The organism is Nitratireductor sp. L15S-10, from assembly GCF_045011005.1.
Taxonomy (GTDB): domain Bacteria; phylum Pseudomonadota; class Alphaproteobacteria; order Rhizobiales; family Rhizobiaceae; genus Nitratireductor.
Window position 1 is genome coordinate 224,553 of the sequence record NZ_CP120676.1, and the last position, 24,913, is coordinate 249,465.

Here is a 24,913-nt window from a genome sequence, read left to right on the forward strand (position 1 = left end):
GCAAGCAGGTGAACAGCAGGAAGACCACGGAAGAGCGCTATCGCGCCCCTGCGCTGGACAAGGGGCTCGATATTCTCGAACTTCTTTCGCGTCAGCCCAACGGCCTGACGCGCGCCGAGATCGTCAAGGAAATGGGCCGGGGGCCAAGCGAGATCTACCGCATGCTCGAGCGTCTGGTCGCGCGCGATTATGTGAGCCGTTCCATCGAGGGCGACCGCTACGCGCTGACGATGAAGCTGTTCATGCTCGGCAGTCAGCATCCGCCGCTGCGCCGGCTTGCCGCCCGTGCCCTGCCGCTGATGGACGGCTTTGCGCGCAGGACGCACCAGTCCGTGCATCTCGTGGCGCCGGAGCGCGGCTACGCCATCGTCGTGGCACAGGCGAGCAGCCCCGCCAACTGGGAGTTTCGGCTGCGCCCCGGCGCTCAGCTCGATCTGCTCAACACGGGTTCCGGCCAGACGCTGCTTGCCTTCCAGAGCCCCGACCGGCGCAACGAAACCCTCGCAATCTGGGGCGGCGCTGACCGGGTGCGACATCTGACAGCCATCGAGCCATCTCTTGAAGATGTGCGCACACGCGGCTACCGCATCGGTGACAGTCTTCAGCTTGTCGGTGTGAGAGATATATCCGTACCGGTCTTCGGTCCCTCCGGCGATGCCATGGCGGTGCTCACCTGTCCCTATTTCGAGCAACTGGAAGACACGCAGGCAGCGGATGTGGAGACCGCACTTTCTGCCTTGCAGGAAGTGGCGGAAAGCCTTTCAATTTCCTGATATTTGGAATCTCCAAGGTTTTGAGCGTTTTTTGTTGCTGTCCGGTCATCGCGCTGTAACATTGTGGGAATAACGCCTGCGATATCAACGCAGAAACTCAGGGGAGTGCTATCCATGACTTTCATCAAACGTCGCAGTTTCATCAAGGGCGCTACCTCGGTGGCAGGTCTTTCGCTTGCCGCGCCTTTTATTTCGCGCAGCTACGCGCAGGGTTCCTCCGGTTCGGTGAACATCTTCGCCTGGGCCGGTTATCTGAACGACGAGATGCTCGCGGCCTTCGAAAAAGAGACTGGCATCAAGGCAAATTACACGCCCTACGGCACCAATGACGAGCTTCTGAACCAGCTCCGCGCCAACAATGGCGGCGGGTTCGACATCATCTGGCCGACGGTCGACCGCGTGCCCAACTATGTCGAGTTCGAGCTCGTGCAGCCGATCGACGAGGCCAAGGTCAACGTCGACAACTGTCTGCCGAGCGCCTGGAAAAACTCCGCCAATCTTGGCGCGGTGATCGATGGCAAGCGCTATCAGGTGCCCACCGACTGGGGCACGGAAGCCGTTTCCTTCGACAAGGATCAGGCGCCGCTCGAATATGGCACCGCATCCTATGGCGACATCTGGAAGCCGGAGATGAAGAGCAAGGCCACCGTGCGCGGCCATTCAGGTCTCGTTGGCCTGGGCCTGTGGCTTGAAGGCGAGGGCAAGCTGCCCATGCCGATGGCCGAGGCCTTCAAGTCCGAAGAGAACATGGTCAAGATCTATGACGTGATTCTCGAGGAGGCGATTGCCCGCAAGGCCAACATCGCGCAGTTCTGGTCCAACGAGAACGAGGCGCAGGGGGCCTTCCGCGTCAATGGCTGCGCCATCGGCCAGACCTGGGATTCTACCGCCGCAGCGCTTTCCAAGGAAGGCCTGCCCATCGGCTTCATCGCGCCGAAGGAAGGCGCGCTGGCGTGGATGGAAGGCGTGGCGATCCCGAAGGGTGCGGAAAACCTCGACCAGGCTTATGCCTTCATCAACTGGTTCCTGACGCCGGAAGCCGGCGCCATGTACACCAATGCGACCTCGATCAACTCCACCGCCGTGGGCGCTGCCGACATGACGTCTGACGACGCCAAGGCGTTCTTCGCCGCCGCCTATCCGGAAGATGCGCTGGACAAGCTGTGGTGGTGGCCGATCCAGGAAAGCTGGTTCGTTGCCAAGCGCAACGAATATCAGGACCGCTTCCTTTCGGCCTGAGGAAACTGGATGAACTGACGGCGCAGGCCCCTCATCCGCCTGCCGGCACCTTCTCCCCGCATACGGGGAGAAGGAAGAAGCGGAAACCTCTATGCCCCCTTCTCCCTGCCAGCGGGGATAAGGTGAGGATGAGGGGCGGGCGCCGATATTTGCATGGAAATGCGGACGAGCCGCAGCGACCTGCCCGCCACTAAACACCGGGAAACACTGGGGGACCATGTCACATTCCGTAGAGCTCGATCATGTCGGCGTTACATTCGGCAGCACCCGTGCCGTTGACGATGTTTCCTTCACGGTTGAAGGCGGGGAATTCTTCTCCATTCTCGGGCCATCCGGCTGCGGCAAGACCACGCTCCTGCGCGTCATTGCCGGTTTCCTGAACCCGACCGAAGGCCGCATCCTGATCGGCGAAAAGGACATGACCCCGCTCGGGCCCAATCAGCGTCCCACGGCGATGATCTTCCAGTCGCTTGCGCTCTTTCCCCTGATGCCCGTGTGGGAAAACATCGCCTTTGGGCTGGAGGCGCGCGGTGTCTCGAAAGCCGAGCGACGCAGGAAGGCGAACGATCTTCTGAAGCTGATCGCGCTGGATGGTTTTGGCGACCGCATGCCGGGCGAGCTTTCAGGCGGCCAGCGCCAGCGCGTCGCCATTGCCCGCGCGCTTGCAGTGGAACCGCAGGTGCTGCTGCTCGACGAACCGCTTTCCGCGCTCGATCTCAAGCTGCGCCAGCACATGCGCGCCGAGCTTCGCGCCCTGCAAAAGCGCACCGGCGTCACCTTCATCTACATCACGCACGACCAGTCCGAGGCGCTCGCCATGTCGGACCGCGTTGCGGTGATGAGCGCTGGCGTGGTGCAGCAGGTGGGCGCGCCGCGCGAGCTTTACGACAATCCGGCCACACCCTTCGTCGCCACCTTCGTTGGCGAGACCAACGCGCTCTCCTGCACGGTCAAGGGCATCGACAACGGCATCGCCACGGTGGAAACCGCCCATGGAACCTTGACCGGCCGCGCCGGCGACGGGCTTACAGGCGGTGCGGCGGCAAAGCTTTATGTGCGGCCTGAAGCGCTGAAATCGAAAGGCGGGGCGAACCGGCTTGCCGCCACCATCGAGCGCATCGATTTCGAGGGCGCTTTTGCGCTTGCCCACGGCGTTGCCGAAGACGGTACGCCGCTGGTGGCGTCCATCGCCAGCACCGAACTTGCGAGCGCCCCCGCCATCGGCGAAAAATCCGGCTTCGGCTTTGAAAGCGCAAACGCGGTGGTGCTGCCCGATGTCTGAGCTGTATCGACGTTTCGGCGGCGGGCTTGGCACGCTGTTTCTGGCGCTGGTCGGCGTGTGGCTTGCCGGCATGGTGCTCGCGCCCAATGTCATGATGATCGACTATGCGCTGCGGCCCAACCTGCCGCCGTCGCAGCTTGGCGGGCCGAACGATGTCTATTCGCTCGACAACATTCTTTATCTTGCCAATGAGGGCGTTCACCGCGCGATCTTCTTCAAGACCGTGTGGGCGAGCGCGCTGGTCGCCTTCATCACCTTTCTGGTGTGTTATCCCATGGCATTCTGGCTAGCCCAGCACGCGACGGTGAACCAGACGGCGGTGGTGCTTCTGGCCCTCACCATCCCGTTCTGGATCAATGAGGTCTTGCGCACACTCGCCTGGTATATCCTGCTTGCGTTTCGCGGCCCGCTGAATGCCTTTCTCCTCTCGCTCGGCATCATAGATGAGCCGGTGCGCTGGTATGGCGATGGCGGTGTGCTGGCCGGCATGACCTATGCCTACATCCTGTTCATGCTCTTTCCAATCTACAACGCCATCGAATCCCTCGACAAGTCGCAGATCGAGGCCGCGCGCGATCTCGGCGCCTCCACCTGGCGCATTCACTGGCGGGTGGTCATCCCGCACGCCAAGGCGGGCATCGCCACGGGCTGCGTCTTCACTTTCATGCTCGCCGCCGGCAGCTATGTCGCGCCGGCCCTTCTCGGCGCGCCAGGCAGTCGCTGGTTCACCGAGATCATCTACAACTGGTTCTTCGAGGGCGGCGACTGGAACCGCGGTGCGGCTTACGCGCTGGTGCTTCTGGTGCTGTGCCTTGCGGTGGTGCTCGTCACGCTGCGCATTGCCCGCGTCAGCCTGACGGAGGTGGCGAAATGAGTGCCGCCGACCGCATCGCCCGCGCCCTGTTCGGCTTCTATATGGTGGCGTTCTTTCTCTACCTGTTCGCGCCGCTCGCCATCATGGGCATCGCCACGTTCAACACCAGCCGCTTCCCCACGGTAACGCCATGGCGCGGCACTACGCTGCAATGGTTCGACGCGCTGTGGAGCGACAGCGGCATGTGGCAGTCGCTCTGGACGTCCTTTGTCGTCGCCTTCTTCGTCGTCATCACCGTCCTGCCCATTGGCACGGCGGCGGCTCTCGTTCTCACCAGCCTGCATGCGCGCGCGCGCAGCTTCATGTATGCGGTCATGGTGTCGCCGCTGCTCACGCCCGGCGTGGTCATCGGCATCGCCACGCTGGTCCTGTGGCGGCAGCTTGGCGTCGGGGGCGGTGTGTTCCTGATCGTGGTCGCGCAGGCAAGCTTCATCATCTGCTATGTGATGCTGATGATCACCGCGCGCCTCCAGCGTTTCGATCCCACCCAGGAAGAGGCGGCCCTGGGCCTTGGCGCATCGAAATTCATGGTCTTCCGCCGCGTGCTTCTGCCCTTCCTGAAACCGGCGCTGATCGCCGCCGGCTTCCTTGCCATTCTCCAATCCATCGAAAACTACAACACCACGCTCTTCGTGCGCGGGTTCGACACGCCGCTCACAGTCTACATCGCCACCAAGGTGCGCACGGGGCTCACACCCGCCGTCAACGCGCTGGCGCTCATCATGATCGCGATCACCGTGTTCGGCGCCATCGCCTATGAAATCGCCCGCAGGCGGGGAGCGGCGCGGATGGCGGCAGACTGAATACTGTGTCTACCGGTCGATCCGCGTAGACAGGATGATCGAGCTCATCGTCCGGTCAACGCCCTTCAGCGCCCCGATCGTGTCGATCACCGCATCGAGCTCGGCCACCGAAGGTGCTTCGACGATGATGATCATGTCGAACGATCCGCTCACCGAGTGAACCGTGCGCACGGCCTCCATCTTCTCCATCGCGGTGATCACGTCGCCGGAAAGCTTTGGCGACACCGTCACCAGAAGATGCGCGCGGATCTGCGCGGCGTCATATTCCCCCGAAAGCCGAACCATATAGCCAGCAATCGTTCCGTTGCGCTCAAGCCGCTCGAGCCGGCTCTGCGCGGTGGAGCGGGACACGCCCAGTCGCCGGGCGATTTCCGAAACCGGCATGCGCGCATTTTCGCGCAAGAGCGCGATCACCGCCCGATCTGCATTCTTTGTCGTCATATTGCATATTCCATTCGTCGATATGTATAAAATCGTAAGTGAAATTACCCGTATTGATGCTTCGATTCAACGTCGATCAAAGCCAGACTGGACAAACATCCAGGCAGAATCGCCAGACAGAATCAAAAGGGAGCGGGATGAAAGAAATCGTTGTCACGGGAGCCGGGCGCATTGGATCCGCTATCGCAGACATGCTGGTCGCCTCGGGCGATTACACGGTCACGGTCGCCGACCGGTCGGCGGAGCAGCTCGCTGGCCTCTCTTCTCACAAGCAGATTTCAGGCGTGGAAGTCGACCTCTCCGACACGAAGGCTCTGGCCGCCGTTCTCAAGGGCAAATTCGCCCTGCTCAACGCCGCCCCCTATCACCTCACGGTTCCCATCGCCGAGGCGGCTGCCGAAGCGGGCGTTCACTATCTCGACCTGACGGAGGACGTGAAAAGCACGCGCCGCGTGAAGGAAATCGCCGCTTCCGCCGGGACGGCCTTCATCCCGCAATGCGGGCTTGCGCCGGGCTTCATCACCATCGCCGCCAATTCGCTCGCCAGGCGTTTCGACACGCTGCACGATGTGCGCATGCGGGTTGGCGCGCTGCCGCAGTTTCCGGCCAATGCGCTCAACTACAATCTCACCTGGTCGCCGGAAGGCGTCATCAACGAATATTGCGAGCCCTGCGAAGCCATCGTCGATGGCGAGATGAAGGAGGTCGCGCCGCTTGAGGGGCACGAGGAGTTCTCGCTCGACGGCGTGCGCTACGAGGCGTTCAACACCTCCGGCGGGCTCGGCTCCATCTGCGAGTCGCTCAGGGGCCGTGTGCGCAATCTCAACTACCGCACGATCCGCTATCCGGGCCATGCCTCGATCATGAAGATGCTTTTGAACGACCTGCGCCTGAGCGAACGCCGCGACCTTCTGAAAGAGATTTTCGAGCACGCGCTGCCCACCACCATGCAGGATGTAGTCGTGATCTTCGTAACCATCACCGGCCTGAAGAACGGCCGGCTGGTGCAGGAGAGCTATGCCAACAGCGTGTTTGCGGACCCGGCCGGGCCGAATGCCCGCAGCGCCATCCAGAAGACCACTGCCGCCGGCATCTGCACCGTGCTCGACCTGCTCGCCAACGGCAAGCTGCCATCCAGGGGCTTTGTCCAGCAGGAAGACATCGCGCTCGAGGATTTTCTGGCAAACCGCTTCGGCCGCACCTACCAGCCCGACACCGGCCCGAAGGCACAGGCCGCTTAAGGCCAGTTCGGCCAGCGCAGGATTTCCCTCGCTGGCCGTACCGTTTCGCCGCCATGTGACATTGCGCGGGCCGGCTTCGCTCCATAGGGTCGCGCAATGTCAAACGACCGGCCGCTTGTCGGCATCCTCTTGATGATCGGGTTTTGCGCGGTCGCCCCTCTGGGCGACTCGATCGCGAAACTGTTGGGCGAGACCATTCCGCTGTTCGAGCTTCTGGTCGTGCGTTTTGCCGCGCAGGTGGTGTTCCTCCTGCCTGTCGTTTGGTGGAGCGGGAAGTCGCTGCTTCTGCCGTCGCGCGTCATGCGCCTCACCGTGCTGCGCACGGCTCTCCACATTGCCGGCATCGGCGCGATGTTCATGTCGCTGCGCTATCTGCCGCTGGCCGATGCCGTGGCGATCGCCTTTGTCATGCCCTTCATCATGCTGGCCTTCGGCAAGTTCTTTCTCGGCGAGGATGTGGGGCCACGGCGGCTTGCCGCCTGTTCGGTCGGCTTCGTCGGCACCATGCTCGTTGTGCAGCCGAGCTTTTTGAGTGTCGGTGCGCCAGCACTTCTGCCGCTTCTCGTGGCGGTCGCCTTCTCCGGCTACATGCTTGTGACGCGCCAGATCTCGCGCGATGCCGATCCCATAGCGCTTCAGGTGGTGAGCGGCATCTACGCCATGATCGGCTTCGGCGCGCTGGCCTTCGTCAATCTCGGGCTCGACCTGCCGCAGTTGCGCATGGTCAAGCCCGATCTGCGGGAGATGCTGCTCCTTGCCGCCTCCGGCTTCTTCGGCACGTTCGGCCATCTCCTGATGACATGGTCGCTGCGCTTTGCGCCCTCGGCCACCGTGGCGCCGATCCAGTATCTGGAGATCCCCTTCGCCACGGTCATTGGCTGGCTCATATTCCGCGACCTGCCCAATGGGCTGGCCGCCCTTGGCATCGCCATCACCATGGGTGCGGGGCTCTACATCGTGTTCCGCGAGCGAGCGCTGGCAAGGCCGGTCACCCCGGTTCAGCCAGCACCCGATCCGCAAAGCGTGCAATGACGCCGTGAGCCGCCTCAGCCGGCCAGCGCCTCGCGGCTGGCAGTGAGGAAGATCTCCGCGTTTCTCGAAAGCGAAGGCCCCAGATAACCGCCTTCCTGGATCAGCGCCGTTGGCAGCCTAAGTTCCGCGATTTCGCGTGCCATCGTGGCAAAGCCATCTCCCGTGAGCTTCACCTCCGAGAGCGGATCGTCCGCCGCCATGTCGAGCCCCAGCGAAATCACCAGCGCTTCCGCGCCAAAGGCGGTGATGGCCGCAAGCCCCTCGCGGAAGCGGCCAAGGATCGTTTCCGTGTCCGATCCGGGTTTCAGGCAGAGATTGAGCGTCGCCCCTTCGCCTTCGCCCTCGCCGCGCTCGTCCTCATAGCCGAGATAATAGGTCGGGTAGAGGTCGGGGTCCGTGTGCAGCGAGCAGACGAAAACGTCGCCGCGATCATAAAAAATGTCGAGCGTGCCATTGCCCGTATGCGTGTCGATGTCGAGCACCGCCACCTTGCCGAAGCGTTCGCGCAGGCTTTGCGCTGCAATGGCCGCATTGTTGAAGAGGCAGAAGCCGTTCGACGCATTGGAAAGCGCATGGTGGCCTGGCGGGCGGCAAAGCCCATAGACCATGCGCTCGCCTTCCTTCACGCGCTCGGCGGTCTCAAGCGCGGTCTGCGCCGACCAGTAGACGGCATCCCATGTGCCTTCCGTCAGCGGAACCGACGTGTCGGTCGCCCACCAGCCAAGCTGGCCGAAAACGGATGAGGACGGCCGCCCCCGGCGCGGGCCGGGATGGCAGTTGGGGATCGGCTCCTGATCCGGCGCCTCGGCGCGCCAGCGCTGATAAGCGTCTTTCCAGAAATCCACATAGTCCGGATCGTGCACGGCCTTGATCGGCCCCTCGCCAAAATCGCGCGGCGTCTCGATGGGGAAGTCGTTTTTGATCAGCATGTCGCGGATCAGGATCGCGCGTTCTGCCTGTTCGGGATGGGGCATATAGGCCCCGCGCCGGAAATAGCGCTCCGGCGTGTGCCGCAACTGGCGTTCGTCGAAAATGGCTTTCATTGTCGTCCTTCAATATCCGTTGGATCTGTCGACCACCGTTTCCGGTATGTCTCCCGCCACCACGGCCTGTGCGGCGCGGGCAAGCTGTTCGGCCATCCTGTGCGGCGAGCAGTCGCCCGCCTGATGCGGCGTGACGAGAATGCGCTCATCCGCCCAGAAGGGGTGCTCTTTCGGCAATGGCTCCACGTCGAAAACGTCGAGCGAGGCGGAGGCGATGCGGCCGCTGTCGAGCGCGCGCAGAAGATCGGCCTCGACCAGATGTTCTCCCCGCCCAAGCTGAATGAGAGCGGCCCCTTCAGGCATGCGGTTGAAGAAATCGAGATCAAGCAGCCCGCGCGTCTCTCCCGTCAGCGGCAGTACGTTGATCAGTATGGCGGCCTGTTCCGCCACCCGTTGGGCGGCTCCTTCCCCGCTCTCGAAGCGCACGCCGGGCACATCCTCCGCCGGCGCGCTTCGCGCGGCAGCCACCACCGGAAACCCCATGGCCGTCACCGCGCGGGCAATGGCGCGCCCCATAAGGCCAAAACCCAGAATGCCCACCGGCGTCTCGCGCGGCGGCTTCATGATGGACGGGATGAGCCGCGCCCATTCGTGCTTTGCCTCATGCACGATATGGTGGCGCATGTTACGGTGATGCCAGATCACGTGCCAGACCGCGAAACCCGCCAGCATGTCGCCCTGATCCGGGTCACGCACCCGCGCGACCAGCGCATCCTTCGGCAGGCTCGGACAATTGATGATGCTGTCCACGCCCGCTGCAATCGAATGCGCAAGCCGCAAATTCGGATAGGGAAGAAACGCATCGTCCCTCGGCCGCCAGCTCAGCGCGAAGCGGATTTCCTTCGGATCGTCGACCTCATGCGGATGGCGCAGGCGTATCGTGCCTGCATGGGGTGCCAGCGCATGGCCATAAAGCGCGTGAAGATCGTAGACATCGCTCAGATAGACGCCCTCGATCACCTGTCCGTCAGCCATTTGCCGCCTCTGCATCAATGGGTTCCACCCCGCACCAGTCGGCGATGAAAAGTGCGATCGCCCCCGTCACCCGCTTGATGGAGGAAAGACTCACGCGCTCATCGAACCCGTGGATGTTCTCGGTTATCGGGCCATAGACGAGGCAAGGCATGCCTGCATAGATCACGAAGACCCGCGCATCGAGATAGCCCGGCGTCACGAAGCTTTTCAGTTCGCTCGCGGTCGCCGCGCGGTGCGCTTCGGCAAGCGCCTTTTCGGCATCCGTGCCTTCCTCCAGCACATAGCCCCGCGCGAAAAATCCGTTCCAGATCACTTCCGGCGGGCGGTTGCCGAGAAACGGGTCGTCGGCGAGTTCGCGGGCCAGATGCGCCTCGATCTGCGCTGCCCGGTCCTTCGGGTCGTCGCCGGGATAGATGGCGATGCGGCAGGAGAGCCTGCACCAGGCCGCCACGGTCGACGCCCAGTCGCCGCCCTCGATCTTGCCGACATTGAAATTGATTGGGTGATCGAGCTCTTCGAAATAGGGGTAGTTCGCCTTTTCGGCGTTCCATTCCGCGGTCAGGCGTTTCAGGCTTTCGATCACGCGGAAGCTCGCCTCGATGGCATTGGCCCCCGTGCCCGCCTCGCGCACATGCACGGGATGGCCCGACACATTGACCTCGAACCACAAAACGCCGGTGTTGGCGCGCACCAGCATTTCGTCTTCCGGTTCGGGGATGAGCGCAGCATCCGCCGTATAGCCTTCCACCAGACAGGCGAGCGCGCCATTGCCGGTGCATTCTTCTTCCACCACGCTCTGCACATGCACTTTCGCCGCCGGTTGCAGGCCGATGCGACGCAGCGCGTCGAGCGCGAAAATGTTGGCCGCGATGCCGGCCTTCATGTCGCCGCCGCCGCGCCCATAGAGCCAGTCGCCCTCGCGCTTCGGCTCATAGGGTGCCGAGACCTCCCACATATCGTGCGGGCCTTCCGGCACCACATCCATATGACCGTTCAGGATCAGCGACCGGCCCCTGTTTTCACGCGGCTCGTGGGTTGCGATCACGTTCACCGCATCTGAATAATCGACGGCCACGGGCGAAAAGCCCGGATGATCCCTGATCTTGTCTTCATCGATATGGAAGGTTTCCACCGCATAGCCGCGCGCTTCGAGCGCCTTGTGAACGAATTCCTGTGCGGGCTTTTCCTTTCCGCGCAGCGAGGGAAAGCGGATCAGGTCTTCGGTAAAACCGATCTGTTCTTCAAAGCCTTCCTCGACGGCTGCGAGGATTTTCTGTGCCAGTTGTTCGTCCAAATTGGTGGTTCCTGCGGATTAGTGTTGAGAGTGGTGAGTGATGGCGCCCGTCATCCCGCCCTCGCCCTTCGACAAGCTCAGGATGAGGGCTGGTCTTGGCGGTTGCTGGCTGAGCGGTGGAGCTGAGAAACGGCTAAGGGCTGGTGTCGGAAGCGCGGGCGTTTTGCAATCCTTCGCCACAGACGCCAGCCTCTCCATGCCCCTCCCCTCATCCTGAGCTTGTCGAAGGGCGAGGGAAGGGGCATGCACCGCGCTGAAGTGAGCTCCAGTCGTCACCGCATTACCCCGCCGCCGCCAGCTCCTTCTCGCGGCCGGGAATGGCCTCGATCAGGGTGCGCGTGTAGTCGCTTTGAGGATTGTTGAAGATCGCATGCGCCGGCCCCATCTCGACCACCCTGCCCTTCTGCATCACCGCAATGCGGTCGCAGATCTGGGCGGCGACCCGCAGATCGTGGGTAATGAAGATCAGCGCCAGATTGAGCCGCTCCTTCAGCTCCGCCAGAAGATCGAGCACCTGCGCCTGAATGGAAACGTCCAGCGCCGAAACCGCCTCATCGGCAATGATCACGCGCGGCTCCAGCGCCAGCGCACGGGCAATGCCGATGCGCTGGCGCTGGCCGCCCGAAAACTCGTGCGGATAACGGTCGATGGCGAGCGCATCGAGGTCCACCAGTTCCAGAAGTTTCACCGCACGGGCATAGGCTTCCTGCCTGGAAACCCCATGCGCCATCGGCCCTTCGGCGATGATGCGGCCCACCTTGGAGCGCGGGTTGAGCGAGGCATAGGGATCCTGAAAGATCATCTGGATCGACTTGCGCGCCTCGCGCAGCGCCTCGCCGGAGAGTTGCGCCATGTCGTGGCCGGCGAGCTTCACCGTGCCGGAATCGGGCTGCATCAGCCGCACAAGGCAGCGCCCGACGCTCGATTTGCCGGAGCCGGATTCGCCGACAATGCCCAGCGTCTCGCCTTCGCAAAGCGTGAGGTTCACATCGTTGACCGCATGCACCACGCGCGGCTTGGAAAAGAGCAGGCCGCCGCCGGTTACATAGGTCTTGTTGAGTCCTTCCACTTCGAGGATCGGCGTCTTGCCCGCCGTTTCCTCGCTCGCCTCGGCGGAAAGTTTCGGGATCGCCGCGATCAGCTTCTGCGTGTACTCATGCTGCGGATTGTCCAAAACCTCGTCGGCGGTGCCGGCCTCGACGATCTTGCCATATTGCATCACCGCCACGCGGTCGGCGATCTCGGCCACCACGCCAAAATCATGGGTGATGAACATCACCGCCATGCCGTGCTTTTCCTGCAGATTGCGGATCAGCTCCAGGATTTGCGCCTGCGTGGTCACGTCGAGCGCGGTGGTCGGTTCGTCGGCGATCAGCATGCGCGGTTCGAGCGCCAGCGCCATGGCGATCATGACACGCTGCCGCTGGCCGCCGGAAAGCTGGAACGGATAGGCCCGCGCAGCCTTTTCCGGGTCGGGAATGCCCACTTCCGTCAAAAGCTCGATGGCGCGCGCTGCACGCTCCTTCGGTGTCAGGAGACCATGCGCCTCGAAAACTTCGGCAATCTGGTCTTCCACCCGCATCAGCGGGTTGAGGGCGGACATGGGCTCCTGAAAGATCATGGCGATTTTCTTGCCGCGCAGATCCATCATCTCGGTTTCCGAGAGTTTTAGAAGATCCATGCCCTCGAAGAGGATCTCGCCGCCCACCGGCCGCACCAGATCGGGCAGAAGCCCCATGGCCGCATTGGCCGACATGGATTTACCGGAACCCGATTCTCCGACAATGCAGAGAATTTCACCGGCATGAAGATCATAGGAAACATCGTTGACGGCAAAGTCGCGGTCGGCACCCTCCGGCAGCGCGATCTTCAGGTTCCTGATTTTGAGAACGGGCTCTGTCATCGCGCCCTCCTATTTGCCGCGCCGCGCAAGGCGCGGGTTGAGCGCATCGTTCAGCCCTTCGCCGATCAGGTTCAGCGCCAGAACGGTGAGTAGAATGGCAACGCCGGGGAAGAAGGAAAGCCACCAGGCCTGCCGGATCACCGTTCGCGCCGCGCCGATCATGTAGCCCCACGACATGAGGTTGGGGTCGCCGAGCCCAAGGAAGGAGAGCGAGGATTCCAGAAGGATCGCCGTTGCCACCATCAGCGAGGCAAGCACGATGATGGGCGAGATCGTGTTGGGCAGAACCTGCCGCAGAATGATCGTCAGGCTCGTCTGGCCCGAAAGGATTGCGGCCTCCACATATTCGCGCGAGCGCAGCGATAGCACCTCGCCGCGCACGAGGCGCGCGACCGGCGGCCAGCTTACGATGGCGATTGCCGCGATGATCGATTCAATCGAGGGCTGGAAGATCGCCACCAGAACGATGGCGAGCGCAAAGCTCGGCACGGTCTGGAAGAATTCGGTGAAGCGCATCAGCGCGTCGTCCACCCAGCCGCCGAAATAGCCGGCAAGCGCGCCGATGGGGATGCCGATCAAAAGGGCGGCGACCGTCGAGACGAGGCCGACCAGAAGCGAAACCTGCGCCCCATAGGCAAGGCCCGAGATCACGTCACGCCCAAGAGCGTCGGTTCCCAGCGGATACTGGTCCATGGAAAACGGCGGCAGGAAGGGCCGCTGCACCATGCGCCAGGGCGACTGCGGGAAGATCAGCGGCGCAAGCAGCGCCACCAGAATGACGATGGCGAGGATCGCAAGGCCGATCACGGCGCCACGATTGCGGGAGAAGCGTTTCCAGAAATCAGCCATCATGCCACCCGGATTCTTGGGTCAACGAACCGATAGAGAATGTCGGTGATGAGGTTGAACAGGAGCACCATGGCGGCGGACACGAAGAACACGCCAAGAAGCAGATTGTAGTCGCGCTGGGCGAGCGCCTCGAACATCAGCCGCCCGATGCCCGGCCACGCGAACACGGTTTCCGTCAGCACCGCGCCGCCGACGAGCTGGCCCGCCTGAAGGCCGGCGAGTGTCACCACCGGAAGCATGGCGTTGCGGAAGATGTGGCGGCGCTGGATGATGCCGGGTTTCAGCCCCTTGGCGCGCGCCGTCTTGACGAAATCGAGCTGGCTCACCTCCAGCATCGAGGCGCGCGTCATGCGCATATAGACCGCCATGAAGAAGAGGCCGAGCGTGGTCGCGGGCAGAATGAGATGCTGTCCGATGTCGAGCGCGCGGCGCAAGCCCGTGTAGTTCGCGCCCACCGTCTCGTAGCCGAAACCCGGCAGCCAGTTGAAATAGACAGAGAACAGAAGCACCGCCATCAGCGCGGCCCAGTAGAGCGGCGTGGCGTAGAAGAGCAGCGCCAGGGTGGAGATCGCCGTGTCCGACCATTTGCCCACCCGCGCGGAGGCGAGAACCCCGGCCAGCGTGCCGAGCAGCAGCGAGATGACGAAGGCCGTCATGGTCAGGAGCAGTGTGGCGGGCAGCCGGTCGAGAATGAGATCGGCCACCGGCATCTGCTGGCGATAGGAAAAGCCGAGATCGAACTGCAGCACGCCCTTGAGGTAGATCCCGAGCTGGGTCAGAAGCGGCTTGTCGAGGCCGAATTGTTCGCGCAACTGCGCGATGAACTTGGCGTCGGCGGCCCCCGCCTCGCCTGCCATCACCGCAGCTGGATCGCCGGGCGCGGCATGGATCAGGAAGAAATTGAGCGTCAGGATGGCGATCAGGATGATCGCCGCCTTGCCCAGGCGCATGAGTATGAAGCGTAGCATCGGGCCCCTGCAGGATCGGACTCAAGGTGAGGATGCGCGGGCGGTTTGCCCGCGCATTCCCGGATCGGGCAGTCGCCTATTTTTCGATATAGGCGTCCTTGAAGCCGTCATTCACGCCAATGGCCGTGGTGACGAGATCCTTCACGTTGCAGCGATAGATGGTCGGGAAACCGAGTTCGAGCAGCCAGGCCACCGGCACGTCATCCACCAGTTTCTGCTGCACTTCGGTGTAGAGCTTCTGGCGCTCCTCCGCCGTCACGGCCACCGCGGCCTTGGCAAAGAGATCGTCGATCTCCTTGTTCTCGTAGCCCTCCACATTGTTCCACTGCGAGCCCTTGGCAATGTTCGTGGAAATGTAGGTGCGGGCCACGCCCAGTGCCGGATCACCATACTGGTAGAGATAGGTGAAGGCCATGTCGTAGTCCCACTCGGCCAGCTTCTGGTTCCAGCCGGCGACATCGGTGGAGACAATCTCGACATTGATGCCCACTTCGCCGAGGTTCTGCTTCACGGCTTCCGCCCAGCGCTGCCAGGTCTCGCCATAAGGCAGCGGCAGAAGGCGCACGGTCTCGCCGTCATAACCCATTTCTTCGAGCAGGGCCTTGGCCTTCTCCGGATCGTGATCATACGCGGTCACGTCGTCGGTGAAGAAACGTGTCGAAGAGGATACCGGACCTTTCGCAACCTTGCCGAGGCCGTTCCACAGCGCGTCACGCGCGAAGTTGCGGTCCATCGCATACATCACCGCCTGGCGGAAGCGCTTGTCGGCGGTTGGGCCTTCGCGGTTGTTGAGCCACATCCACGACAGCGGGCCGAAATACTCCCAGCCCTTGTCGGTCACGCAGGTGTTGTCCATCTCGGTGATGCGCTGCACGTCGAAGTTTTCCACCGAGCCGCCGGGCAGAATGTCCACCACGCCGGTTTCATAGGCAACGGCGCGCGAGGCGGCGTCCGGGATCACGTGCCAGTAGATCTCGTCGAGATAGGGTTTGCCGTCTTCATAGTAATCCTCGAACTTGGTGAGCAGGATATGCGATCCCTTCACCCATTCGGTGAACTTGAACGGTCCGGTGCCGATCGGCGTGTTGTTGGCCGGGTTGTTCTTGTAATCCGTGCCTTCATAGATGTGCTTGGGCACCATCGGCATCGTGCCGGCCTCGAAAATGCCGAGGAAGGGGCCGAAGGGCTGTTTCAGCTTGAAGACGACCGTGGTGTCGTCGGGCGCGGTGATGGATTCCACATGCTCCAGCGAGGTGCGCAGGCGGGCATGCGTCTCACGCAGGAAGACATCGGCGGAAAACACCACATCGGCGGAGGTGAACGGCTCGCCGTCATGCCATTTCACATTGTCATGCAGCTTGAACGTATAGGTCAGCCCGTCCTCGGAAACCTCCCAGGATTTCGCAAGCTGCGGCATGGGCTGCAGCTTTTCGTCGTAGCGCAGCAGGCTTTCATAGATCTGGCCGGCGACCATCTGTGTCGGACCGTTCTGCACCAGGCCCATCATCAGGCTTGGCGGTTCGGGCTGGATCACGACATTGGCGCGCCCGCCCGAAACGGGCTCTGCGTTGAGGGCCGTCGACACCAGCATGGCGGCGGCAAGTGTGGTCAGTCGTTTAAGCATGGCTTTCGTTCCCCTTGTTGCTCGCGCGGCAAAAGATCGTTCTCCCTTGATCGTGCCGGGCAATTGGCTTTGCTTCAGTTCGGTCTCACTCCACGAGGTCGGGATAGTGCTTGATGGCGAGGCGCTGGAAGGCATCCCATTGCGGGTCGGGCTTGTTGCCGGTGTGATGGGTGTCCCAGCCCTCATATTGGCGCGCCGTTTTCTCGGCCAGTTCCTCTGCAATGCGGATCTGCCTGCCGCCTGAGGACATGATGGCGAGCTGCGCGCGGCAGGCGCGCTCCATGTTGAACATCAGCGCGAAGGCCTCGCCCACCGTGCGCCCGCAGGTCAGAAGCCCGTGATTGCGCAGGATCATGACATTGCGGTCGCCGAGATCGGCCACAAGACGCTCGCGCTCGCCGAGATCGAGCGCAATGCCTTCATAGTCGTGAAAGGCAAGGCGGTTGTGGAACTGCAGCGACCACTGGTTCAGCGGCAGGATGCCCTCTTCCATTGAGGAGATGGCCACACCCGCCACCGTGTGCGTGTGTAAAACGCAGTGCACGTCTGGCCGCGCCGCATGCACGGCGCTGTGGATGGTGAAGCCGGCCTTGTTGATGCCCGCGCCATGATTGTCGCGCAGGATCTCGCCATCGATATCCACGGTCACGAGGCTCGATGCGGTGACCTCGTCGAACCGCAGGCCGAACGGGTTGATCAGGAAGGCGTGCTCGCCTTCCTCCGCCGGCGCCCGGGCCGAGATATGCGTAAAAATGCTGTCATCCAGGTGATAATGCGCGATCAGGCGATAGGCGGCGGCCAGCTCGATCCTCTCGCGTGGCTGCCCGGTATCGGCCACTGCAACCGATTGGGATTGTACGTTCATCAACATCTCCCTCGCGCAAACCGTCCGGTCATGAACGGTGATCATGTCGTTGTCGCGCGGCTCCCCTCAGAGCCGTTTGTTGACCGACAGGCAAGCACAGGTTCGGGCAGAGTGTCAATTGTCGACAATCGTCATTTTGCCTGCCATAGTGTCAGAACATCCGCCGCGTCTTCGCTGCGATGTCATGGGGAGGGTAGTTTTGGGGAACCGGCGGTGAGCGTATTTTCGGAAGTGTCCACGACGGATCTGGTTACGCAGATTGCCCGGCAGATCACAGAGGCGATCGTCACCGGCCATCTGAAGCCTGGAGAGCGTTTGACGGAGCTTCAGCTCTCGCGCGAGTTCGGCACCAGCCGCGCCCCTGTCCGCGAGGCGGCCCGACTTCTGGAAAGCCAGGGTCTTGTCACCTTCTCACCGCGGCGCGGCTTCTTCGTGCGCACATTCAGCGCCAGCGAGATGCGCGACATTTACGAGCTGCGTATCGGCCTTGAACTGCATGCAGGTTGTCTTGCGGTGGAGCGCGCTACCGAGGCCGATCTCGCCGCTCTCGAAAAACAGCTTGGGCGTCTCTACGGCACCGCCGGTCAAGCGTCGATCGAGACACAGATCTTCGAGGATTTCGCCTTTCATCGCATGATCTGCAAGGCGAGCGGAAATGCGCGTCTTATAAGGGTCTATGATGAACTGGCGACCGAGATGCGCGCCGGCATCACTTTGATTGGCAAAATCTACGATGACCCGCAACGCATGGCCGAGACTCACGAACCGATCATGGAAGCGTTGAGAAAGCGCGATGAGGAACAACTGCGTGGCGCACTGCGCTATCACATAGCCGTGGCGCAGGATGCCGTTGTCGCTCTGTTCGAGGAGCTGGAAAAGGGCGCCTGATGGACGCCCCTTCCCGCGCGTTCGCTCACTTCTGCGATTTTGCAGCCTCTCCGATCATGCCATTGAGCTTCTGGGCCAATGCCTCATCGGTCTGGGCTGTCTGGATAATCTGGTTGTATTCGTCCACCGAGATGCCGTCTGTCTGATCGACGGCCTGTTCCATCTGCTGTGTGGCCTCGACCTGAACTTTCTGCTTCTCGTCATCCGAGGGAGCCTGCCGGAAGCGCTCCGTGTACTGTTCCTTCACATCGCTGACGGCGAGGAAGGCAACCGTAAACGCCTGCAGCTTCTGATCATCGAAGGATTGAGCCTGCGGTGCGGGAGAGGGTGATGGAACGGCATCTTGCGCCAGCGCCGGTGAGATCATGGCGACACTGGTGGTGAACGCGAACGCTGCTGCGGCCATGCGCAATTTGCTGCGTAGAATCATGAGGAACTCCTTCCTTACGGGTGTCACCCCATTATGGGGTTTCGAAATGCCCGACCCCGGGTTCATCCCGGGTGCCACTTTCGTGAAGAATGTGGCGAGAAGGAAAGTCGCTCCCAGGTGCGCCAATCAAATCGGATTGCCGCGGAAAACAAAAAATGAGCCGACCCTTCGTCAGAAAGAAAAAGGCCCCGCCGAAACGGGGCCTGGATCTGCATTTACTCACCCGCCGGTGCGGGATGGGCCTGCTGGCCCGGGTGGTCGTCTTCCTCGACTTCAAGCCTTTCCTTGGCAATGAAGGTATAGAACATGGGAACCACGAACAGCGTGAACGAGGTGCCGATGATAAGGCCGGTGAAGATGACGAGACCCATCGAGTAGCGCGCCGCAGCACCCGCACCCTCAGCCATGATCAACGGGACGACGCCGAGGGCCATGGCGGCGGTGGTCATGAGAATCGGCCGCAGGCGTACCTTGGCGGACGCGACGATGGCCTCAACGCGTGACAGGCCATGCTCCTCACGCTGCTGGTTGGCGAACTCCACCATCAGGATGCCGTGTTTGGTGATCAGGCCTATGAGCGTGATCAGCCCCACCTGGGTGTAGATGTTGAGCGTCGACAGTCCCAGATTGAGGGGCAGGATCGCGCCGAAGATCGACAGCGGCACAGTCATCATGATGATGAGCGGATCGCGGAAGCTCTCGAACTGCGCGGCAAGCACCAGGTAAATCACCACCACGGCGAGCGTGAAGGCGATCAGGATCGTGTTGCCCTGCTCCACTTCAAGCCGCGACTGGCCCGAATACTCGATGAAGAAACCGTCCGGGATCGTGTTGCGGGCAATATCCTCGATCACGGCAAGGCCGTCGCCGGTCGAAACACCGGGCACTGGCAGGGCCGAGATTGTTGCCGAGTTCAGCTGATTGAACTGCTCGATCGCTGCCGCGGCAACATCCGTCGACACGGTGATGACCGCCGAAAGCGGCACCATTTCGCCCGTGGCGCTGCGGACGAAGAAATCGCCCAGCCTTTCGGGGTTGTCACGATACTCCTGTGGCACCTGCATGATGATGTCGTAGCTGTTGGAATCGCGGTCGAACTGCGCGATGGAACCGCTGCCGACAAGCAGGCTCAGCGTCGTGCCCACATCAGAAACCGGCAGGTTCAACGCTGCTGCCCGATCACGGTCGACCGTCACCACCACCTGCTGGGCATTGTAGGCAAGAGAGTTCTGGACGACGATGAAGCGGCCAGAAGCCTGCGCCTCTTCCTTGATCTTTTCAGCCACCTCGAAAACGCGCGCCGAATCGCTTGTGGACTGGATAACGAGCGAGATCGGCAGCCCGCCTCCGGCCCCCGGCAGCGAAGGCGGTGCAAAGACGAGCGCCTCGACGCCGGAGATCTTGGACAGGCGCGCCTGGATGTCCTGCTGGATCTCCTTTTGCGACCGCTCGCGATCCGCCCAGTCCTTGAAAGCCCAGAGCGCGATGCCCGAATTGGTCTGTCCGCCGAAGCCGACAATGGAGAAGTTGGCTTTCAGTTCGGGCAGATCCTTGGTCAGCTCGCGCATCTGCGTCGTGTAAAGCGAGGTGTAGTCCGAGGTTGCATAGGATGGCGCGGTGATCAGCGAAAACAGCGCACCCTCGTCTTCTTCGGGCGCCAGCTCGCTGGAGGTGTTCATGAACATGAAACCGGTCAGCCCGAGAAGGACCAGAACCACCAGCATCGTAACGGGGCGGAAGTTGAGGGAACCGCTCACCATCCGTTCGTAGAAATTCGCAAGCCTGTCAAACGTGGTGTCGACAATGACCTGGAACCGGCTGTGATTGCCACGCTTGAGAATGCGCGCTGACATCATGGGGGTGATCGTCAGAGCGACGACACCGGAAATGACCACCGCCCCGGCAAGCGTCATGGCAAACTCGCGGAACAGCGAGCCGGTCAGACCACCGGTGAAAGCGAGCGGAGCAAACACGGCCGCCAGCGTGATTGTCATGGCGACGACCGGACCCGTGATCTCCTTCATGCCGACAAAGGCCGCGCGGCGCGGCGAAAGCCCTTCCTCGATGTGCCGGTGAATGTTTTCCACCACCACGATGGCGTCATCCACCACCAGGCCGATGGCCAGCACCATGGCCAGAAGCGACAGCAGGTTGATGGAGTATCCGAGCGCGAACAGGATGAAGCACACGCCAATCAGCGAGAGCGGGATCGTAACGATCGGCATCAGCACGGAGCGGAAGGAACCAAGGAACAGGAGGATGATCACGACAACGATCAGCACTGCTTCCATGATGGTCTTGAAGACCTCGTCGATGGAGGCGCTGATGGATTCCGTCGCGTCGTAAAGAACCTCGATGCTCATGCCTTCGGGCAGGCTCGCCTGGATGGACGGCAACTCTTCCGTAACGGCACCCGCCATGTCGAGAGGGTTGGCGCCCGGCGTCGGGAAGACGCCGATAAAGGTGCCCGGCTGTCCGTTGAAGCTTACCACCATGTCGGTGCTTTCGGCGGCAAGCTCGATATCGGCGACATCGCGGAGACGCACGACGTCGTCACCCGTTGCCTTGAGTGGCAGAGAACCAAACGCTTCAGGCGTCTGCAGCGTGGATTCCATCGAAATCGCGTAGGCGACATATTCGTTTTCGGTCTTGCCGGGTGCGGCAAGGAAGTTCGACGCCTTGATGCCGGCTAAAACCTCGGCCGCAGTAAGCTGGCGTGCTGCCAGCCGAACGGGGTCGATCCAAACGCGCATCGAATAGTTCGCCGCACCGATGATCTGCACCTCGGCAACGCCGGGGATGGTCGACATGCGCGGACGGATAACGCGTTCGATGTATTCGGTGAGCTGTTCGCTCGACATGTTCGGGTTCTGCATCGCCAGATACATGGTGGCGAACTGCATGCCCGTGCCCTTGACGATGGTCGGGTCCTTGGCGTCCGCGGGCAGTTCGCTGCGCACCTGTTGCACCTTGGACATGACTTCCGTCAATGCCACGTCGGGATCAGAGCCAAGCCGCATCTGCACGCTCACCGTGCTGGCCGAAGGACGGCTCTGCGACGTCACGTAGTCCACGTTTTCCGTGGTCGCCACGGCGCGGGCAATGGGTGCGGTGATGAAACCCTGGATCAGGTCAGCGCTGGCGCCGGGATAGATCGTGGTGACGGTGATCACCGTCTCCTCGACCTCCGGATACTGACGAACCTGCAGGTTGAACAGTCCCTGGAAGCCAAGCAGCAGGATCAGCAGTCCGAGGACGGTCGAAAGGACCGGCCTGCGGATGAAGATATCGGAAAAACTCATTGGGCTGCCGCCTCTTCCGTCTTGGGATCATCGCCGGCCGGTTCCTGATCGGGCTCGGACGCCGTTGCGCCGTCGGACGTGGGTGTCTCCTGTGAACCGGGGTTGATCGTGTTGTCGATTGCAACCGGCGTGCCGTTCGAAAGACGGTTCTGCCCGGCCGTCACGATGATGTCGCCGGGTTCGACGCCCGAACGGATCTCTACCTGGTTCCCGGAACGGCGGCCTACCTGGACGAATACCTGGCGTGCTTCCAGTTTCTCCTGGCCTTCTTCGCTTTGCTCCGCCTTTTCAGGTTTGCGTGCTGCAAACACGTAGTCACCGTAAAGGCTGGTGACGACGGCGGTCTGCGGCAGCGAAATGATGCCGTCCTCTTCCGGAAGGATGACCTTCACCTGAACGAACTGGCCAGGGGTGAGCTTGCCGGAGGTGTTGTCGATGCGCGCGCGAACCGAGACGAGGCGGCTAGACGGGTCGACCTTCGGATCGATGCCGGTGATCTCGCCTTCAAACTCTTCACTGTCATTGTTGAGCGAAAGGCGCACGGGCTGGCCGATCTCCAGATTGCCGAGCTGCTGCTCGGGAACGGTGAAGTCGGCGCGCATCGTTTCGATGTCCTGCAGCGTGGCGACAATGGTGCCGGGGGAAAGATACTGACCCTTGTCAACGCGCGGGATGCCGATCGTTCCGGAGAAGGGCGCGCGCAACTGGCGCTGCTGCAACACGGCCTCTGCCCGCTGCACCTGGGCTGCGGAGGCCTGTGCTGCCGCTTCGGCATTATCAAGCGAGACGCCTGAGCTTACGCCGCGGTTGCGCAGCTCACGGGCGCGATCGAGCGCCTGCTGATCCAGAGCCGCCTGCGTGCGCGAAGCGCTCAGATCGGCCTGCTGGATATTGTCCTCAAGCTGGAGAAGAACATCTCCGGCATTGACCTGCTGGTTCGCCTCGAAACGGATATCGGTGACGATGCCGGTGGTCTCAACGGTCAGATCCACACCCTGATTGGCGTTGACCGTGCCGATGGCCTCGATCGTTGGCGTCCACTTTCCCTCTTCGGCCTCCACGGTTGAGACTGTAACTGTGGGAACGGGCATGTTGGCGAAAAACTGCTGGATCGCCTGATCCCGGAACATGTTGAAGCCGACTATTCCGCCCGCGACAATTGCGAGCAGGATAATGGCGATGAGAAGACGCTTGATCATGTCGTCAGACCCCGGAGGCGTTCGGAATAATATCGATTAGCTTACATAAGAGTGGCGCAGATAGCGACGCCGTCTCCCGTGGACAAGAGCGGATCGCGAACTTGGCTTGCCAGATGCCGGCGCTTTACTGTACCGTCTGGACGGTATTGTCAAGCTTCAGGATGTCAGGAATGGTGAGACCGAGTTCCGGCGCGCGGGAAAAAATTCTCGATGCAGCGGCCGAAATCGTGCGTGAGGCGGGCGCTGCCAGCATGTCACTGGATGCGGTCGCCGCGCGCGCCGGGGTCTCGAAAGGGGGGCTGCTTTACCACTTCTCCAGCAAGGCAAAGCTGTTCGAGGCGCTGGTCGAGGGCTTCATCTGTGAGGAGTATGAGAAGTTTGAGCAGCGCAAACAGGCGCATGAGAAGAGCCCCAACGGCATCGTGCAGGCCTATATCGACCTTTTTGTCGAAGAGCGAAACAAGTGCCAGCCGCCACCTTCGGGCCTGTTGGCTGCCTTGGCCGAGAACCCGGATTTCCTGAAGCCGGTGCAAAAATACGAGCGCGAAGTGCTCGACCAGATGAAGGTCAGTGCAAGCGACCCGTCTCTCGCAGTCATCGCTCTTCTGGTGGTGCATGGCGTACGTGCGATGGAGCTGCTGTCCATCAATGTGGTGGACGACCAGGAGGTTGCCGATATGCTGAGCGCTCTCCGCGGCCTGCTTCAAGCCGGGGCCTTGCAGGGCTCATGAGCTGGCTTACGCCGACTGCCGCGCCCCGATAGCCGCCCGGGTTCCGTGGCCAAGATCGGTGAACCGCGGAACCGGTTCCTGCAGGAATTGCAACGCGCCCGGTCTTTCTCCGGCTATCCTGCGGATCAGCAATTTTCCAAGCGCCTCGCCGGCTTCGGAGATGTCTTCGTAGACGGCGTCGATGCGCGGGCGCACCTCGTCGTAGAGTAGTGACGTCTGCTTGACGACCAGATCGAAGTCCTTGCCCACGGTGAGGCCCTGGTCACTCAGCGCGGCCATGATCGACAGCGCCGAAACCTCACCCGCACACACCATCCCGTCCGGTGGGTCCGGCTGCCGCAGCCGCCAGGTGAGCCACGCGTATAAGTCGGCTGCATTGCTGTCGAGGTTGATATCTCCCGGCAATTCCGATGCGACGCCGGCTCTCTCCACGGCCTCCTGAAATCCGTCGCGCAGGTGCCTCCGGAACATGAAGCGGTCTGGCGGCAGGATCAGCGCCAGCCGGCGCCGGCCCTTCGATACAAGGCGCTCCACCGCCATCCGGGCAAAGGCCGAGTTGTCGTAGTCGACAAAGGCGTGCTCGACCCCGAGATCCGTGCGCCCGTGCGACACGAAAGGAAAGTCGTTTTCCATCAGCAGCTTGACGCGGGGATCCTTCGGCTCGGTCCGCGAAAAGACAACGCCGTCGGCCATGCGGTTGCGCAGGATGTATTCGATCGGGTCGAGCGTTGGAGCCTCGGCGAAATGCGGTGTAATCACCAGGTGATATTGCGTGTCACGCAAGGCGCGCGTCAGGCCGCTGATCATCGAGGTACTGAAGCCCAGCAATTCGTCATGCGGATCGAGCACGAAGCTGATCACATTGGTGCGCCCGGTGCGCAGGTGCCGCGCGGCGCGGTCGGGCTGGTAGCCGATCTCGCGCGCCACGCGCTGCACGCGCTGGCGCGTCTCGAACGCGATCTGCGGTGCATCGAGCAACGCGCGCGAAACGGTAGTGACGGCGAGGCCGGTCATCTCTGCGATGGTACGCAATGTGGGGCGGTCCGATCGGCGCGCCATGTCATCTCCTCCCGGTTGCCTTTGAACGGCTCTGGATGGCGCAGGATTCGCCAAAAACCGCCATTTCAATCGATATAAATTTATGTTTACAGGTAGAA

22 protein-coding genes are annotated in these 24,913 nt (G+C 62.0%); 9 read left to right on the forward strand and 13 right to left on the reverse strand.

Features of this window, described 5'->3' with window-relative positions; genetic code table 11:
- The first annotated feature begins 8 nt into the window (after positions 1 to 8).
- The 5 genes from P2W41_RS20415 to P2W41_RS20435 all read left to right on the forward strand — a co-directional run bounded on the left by P2W41_RS20415 (position 9) and on the right by P2W41_RS20435 (position 4,971).
- Positions 9 to 773 (forward strand): IclR family transcriptional regulator, encoded by a 765-nt coding sequence (locus P2W41_RS20415; RefSeq protein ID WP_404935123.1) that lies wholly within the window; start codon positions 9 to 11, stop codon positions 771 to 773.
- Positions 774 to 887: 114 nt separating this feature from the next.
- Positions 888 to 2,012 carry an extracellular solute-binding protein gene (locus P2W41_RS20420; RefSeq protein ID WP_404935124.1) on the forward strand — a complete coding sequence of 375 codons (1,125 nt, stop codon included), beginning with the start codon at positions 888 to 890 and terminating at the stop codon, positions 2,010 to 2,012.
- 217 nt (positions 2,013 to 2,229) lie between these two features.
- The gene (locus tag P2W41_RS20425) at positions 2,230 to 3,294 is read left to right on the forward strand and encodes an ABC transporter ATP-binding protein (RefSeq protein WP_404935125.1); all 1,065 of its coding nucleotides are present in this window, start codon (positions 2,230 to 2,232) and stop codon (positions 3,292 to 3,294) included.
- On the forward strand, positions 3,287 to 4,168 hold the full coding sequence (locus P2W41_RS20430) for an ABC transporter permease (protein WP_404935126.1): 882 nt from the start codon (positions 3,287 to 3,289) through the stop codon (positions 4,166 to 4,168). The genes P2W41_RS20425 and P2W41_RS20430 overlap by 8 nt, the downstream gene beginning before the upstream one ends.
- On the forward strand, positions 4,165 to 4,971 hold the full coding sequence (locus P2W41_RS20435; RefSeq protein ID WP_404935127.1) for an ABC transporter permease: 807 nt from the start codon (positions 4,165 to 4,167) through the stop codon (positions 4,969 to 4,971). Before P2W41_RS20430 ends, P2W41_RS20435 begins: the two co-directional genes overlap by 4 nt.
- A gap of 9 nt (positions 4,972 to 4,980) precedes the next feature.
- Here the strand turns inward: P2W41_RS20435 and P2W41_RS20440 are convergent, their stop codons facing one another.
- Positions 4,981 to 5,412 (reverse strand): Lrp/AsnC family transcriptional regulator, encoded by a 432-nt coding sequence (locus P2W41_RS20440; protein WP_404935128.1) that lies wholly within the window; start codon positions 5,410 to 5,412, stop codon positions 4,981 to 4,983.
- Between the two features lie 137 nt (positions 5,413 to 5,549).
- Here P2W41_RS20440 and P2W41_RS20445 point away from each other — a divergent pair, with 137 nt between their 5' ends.
- Both P2W41_RS20445 and P2W41_RS20450 read left to right on the forward strand, forming a co-directional pair.
- Positions 5,550 to 6,653, forward strand: a complete 1,104-nt coding sequence (locus tag P2W41_RS20445) for a saccharopine dehydrogenase NADP-binding domain-containing protein (RefSeq protein WP_404935129.1) — start codon at positions 5,550 to 5,552, stop codon at positions 6,651 to 6,653.
- A gap of 96 nt (positions 6,654 to 6,749) precedes the next feature.
- Positions 6,750 to 7,685: a DMT family transporter gene (locus P2W41_RS20450; RefSeq protein ID WP_404935130.1), complete on the forward strand. Its 936-nt coding sequence runs from the start codon at positions 6,750 to 6,752 to the stop codon at positions 7,683 to 7,685.
- 14 nt (positions 7,686 to 7,699) lie between these two features.
- On the opposite strand, the gene P2W41_RS20455 is transcribed toward P2W41_RS20450, so the two are convergent.
- From P2W41_RS20455 to P2W41_RS20490, 8 genes are all read right to left on the reverse strand, one after another.
- On the reverse strand, positions 7,700 to 8,728 hold the full coding sequence (locus P2W41_RS20455; protein WP_404935131.1) for a histone deacetylase family protein: 1,029 nt from the start codon (positions 8,726 to 8,728) through the stop codon (positions 7,700 to 7,702).
- Positions 8,729 to 8,737: 9 nt separating this feature from the next.
- Positions 8,738 to 9,703 carry an NAD(P)-dependent oxidoreductase gene (locus tag P2W41_RS20460; RefSeq protein WP_404935132.1) on the reverse strand — a complete coding sequence of 322 codons (966 nt, stop codon included), beginning with the start codon at positions 9,701 to 9,703 and terminating at the stop codon, positions 8,738 to 8,740.
- Positions 9,696 to 10,997 carry an ArgE/DapE family deacylase gene (locus P2W41_RS20465; RefSeq protein ID WP_404935133.1) on the reverse strand — a complete coding sequence of 434 codons (1,302 nt, stop codon included), beginning with the start codon at positions 10,995 to 10,997 and terminating at the stop codon, positions 9,696 to 9,698. The genes P2W41_RS20460 and P2W41_RS20465 overlap by 8 nt, the downstream gene beginning before the upstream one ends.
- Positions 10,998 to 11,277: 280 nt before the next feature.
- Positions 11,278 to 12,900, reverse strand: coding sequence for an ABC transporter ATP-binding protein (locus P2W41_RS20470; protein WP_404935134.1), 1,623 nt, complete (start codon positions 12,898 to 12,900; stop codon positions 11,278 to 11,280).
- A gap of 9 nt (positions 12,901 to 12,909) precedes the next feature.
- Positions 12,910 to 13,749, reverse strand: a complete 840-nt coding sequence (locus P2W41_RS20475; RefSeq protein WP_065818051.1) for an ABC transporter permease — start codon at positions 13,747 to 13,749, stop codon at positions 12,910 to 12,912.
- Positions 13,749 to 14,717, reverse strand: a complete 969-nt coding sequence (locus P2W41_RS20480) for an ABC transporter permease (protein WP_065817910.1) — start codon at positions 14,715 to 14,717, stop codon at positions 13,749 to 13,751. Before P2W41_RS20480 ends, P2W41_RS20475 begins: the two co-directional genes overlap by 1 nt.
- 76 nt (positions 14,718 to 14,793) lie before the next feature.
- Positions 14,794 to 16,341: an ABC transporter substrate-binding protein gene (locus P2W41_RS20485; protein ID WP_336071285.1), complete on the reverse strand. Its 1,548-nt coding sequence runs from the start codon at positions 16,339 to 16,341 to the stop codon at positions 14,794 to 14,796.
- A gap of 85 nt (positions 16,342 to 16,426) precedes the next feature.
- Positions 16,427 to 17,206 carry a class II aldolase/adducin family protein gene (locus tag P2W41_RS20490; protein ID WP_404935135.1) on the reverse strand — a complete coding sequence of 260 codons (780 nt, stop codon included), beginning with the start codon at positions 17,204 to 17,206 and terminating at the stop codon, positions 16,427 to 16,429.
- Between the two features lie 213 nt (positions 17,207 to 17,419).
- On the opposite strand from P2W41_RS20490, the gene P2W41_RS20495 reads away from it, so the two are divergent.
- Positions 17,420 to 18,094, forward strand: coding sequence for a GntR family transcriptional regulator (locus tag P2W41_RS20495; protein ID WP_229450768.1), 675 nt, complete (start codon positions 17,420 to 17,422; stop codon positions 18,092 to 18,094).
- A 25-nt stretch (positions 18,095 to 18,119) separates the two neighbouring features.
- Here P2W41_RS20495 and P2W41_RS20500 read toward each other — a convergent pair whose 3' ends face one another.
- The 3 genes from P2W41_RS20500 to P2W41_RS20510 form a co-directional block, all read right to left on the reverse strand.
- Positions 18,120 to 18,524 (reverse strand): DUF4168 domain-containing protein, encoded by a 405-nt coding sequence (locus P2W41_RS20500; RefSeq protein WP_404935136.1) that lies wholly within the window; start codon positions 18,522 to 18,524, stop codon positions 18,120 to 18,122.
- Positions 18,525 to 18,739: 215 nt separating this feature from the next.
- A complete protein-coding gene (locus tag P2W41_RS20505; protein WP_404935137.1) occupies positions 18,740 to 21,826 on the reverse strand; it encodes an efflux RND transporter permease subunit in 3,087 nt (1,028 codons plus the stop codon).
- Positions 21,823 to 23,025, reverse strand: coding sequence for an efflux RND transporter periplasmic adaptor subunit (locus P2W41_RS20510; protein ID WP_404935138.1), 1,203 nt, complete (start codon positions 23,023 to 23,025; stop codon positions 21,823 to 21,825). The genes P2W41_RS20505 and P2W41_RS20510 overlap by 4 nt, the downstream gene beginning before the upstream one ends.
- Positions 23,026 to 23,195: 170 nt before the next feature.
- Here P2W41_RS20510 and P2W41_RS20515 point away from each other — a divergent pair, with 170 nt between their 5' ends.
- Positions 23,196 to 23,756, forward strand: a complete 561-nt coding sequence (locus tag P2W41_RS20515) for a TetR/AcrR family transcriptional regulator (RefSeq protein ID WP_404935139.1) — start codon at positions 23,196 to 23,198, stop codon at positions 23,754 to 23,756.
- Positions 23,757 to 23,762: 6 nt separating this feature from the next.
- Here the strand turns inward: P2W41_RS20515 and P2W41_RS20520 are convergent, their stop codons facing one another.
- Complete coding sequence (locus P2W41_RS20520; RefSeq protein WP_404935140.1) at positions 23,763 to 24,815, reverse strand: LacI family transcriptional regulator; 1,053 nt, start codon at positions 24,813 to 24,815, stop codon at positions 23,763 to 23,765.
- Between the last annotated feature and the right edge of the window lie 98 nt (positions 24,816 to 24,913).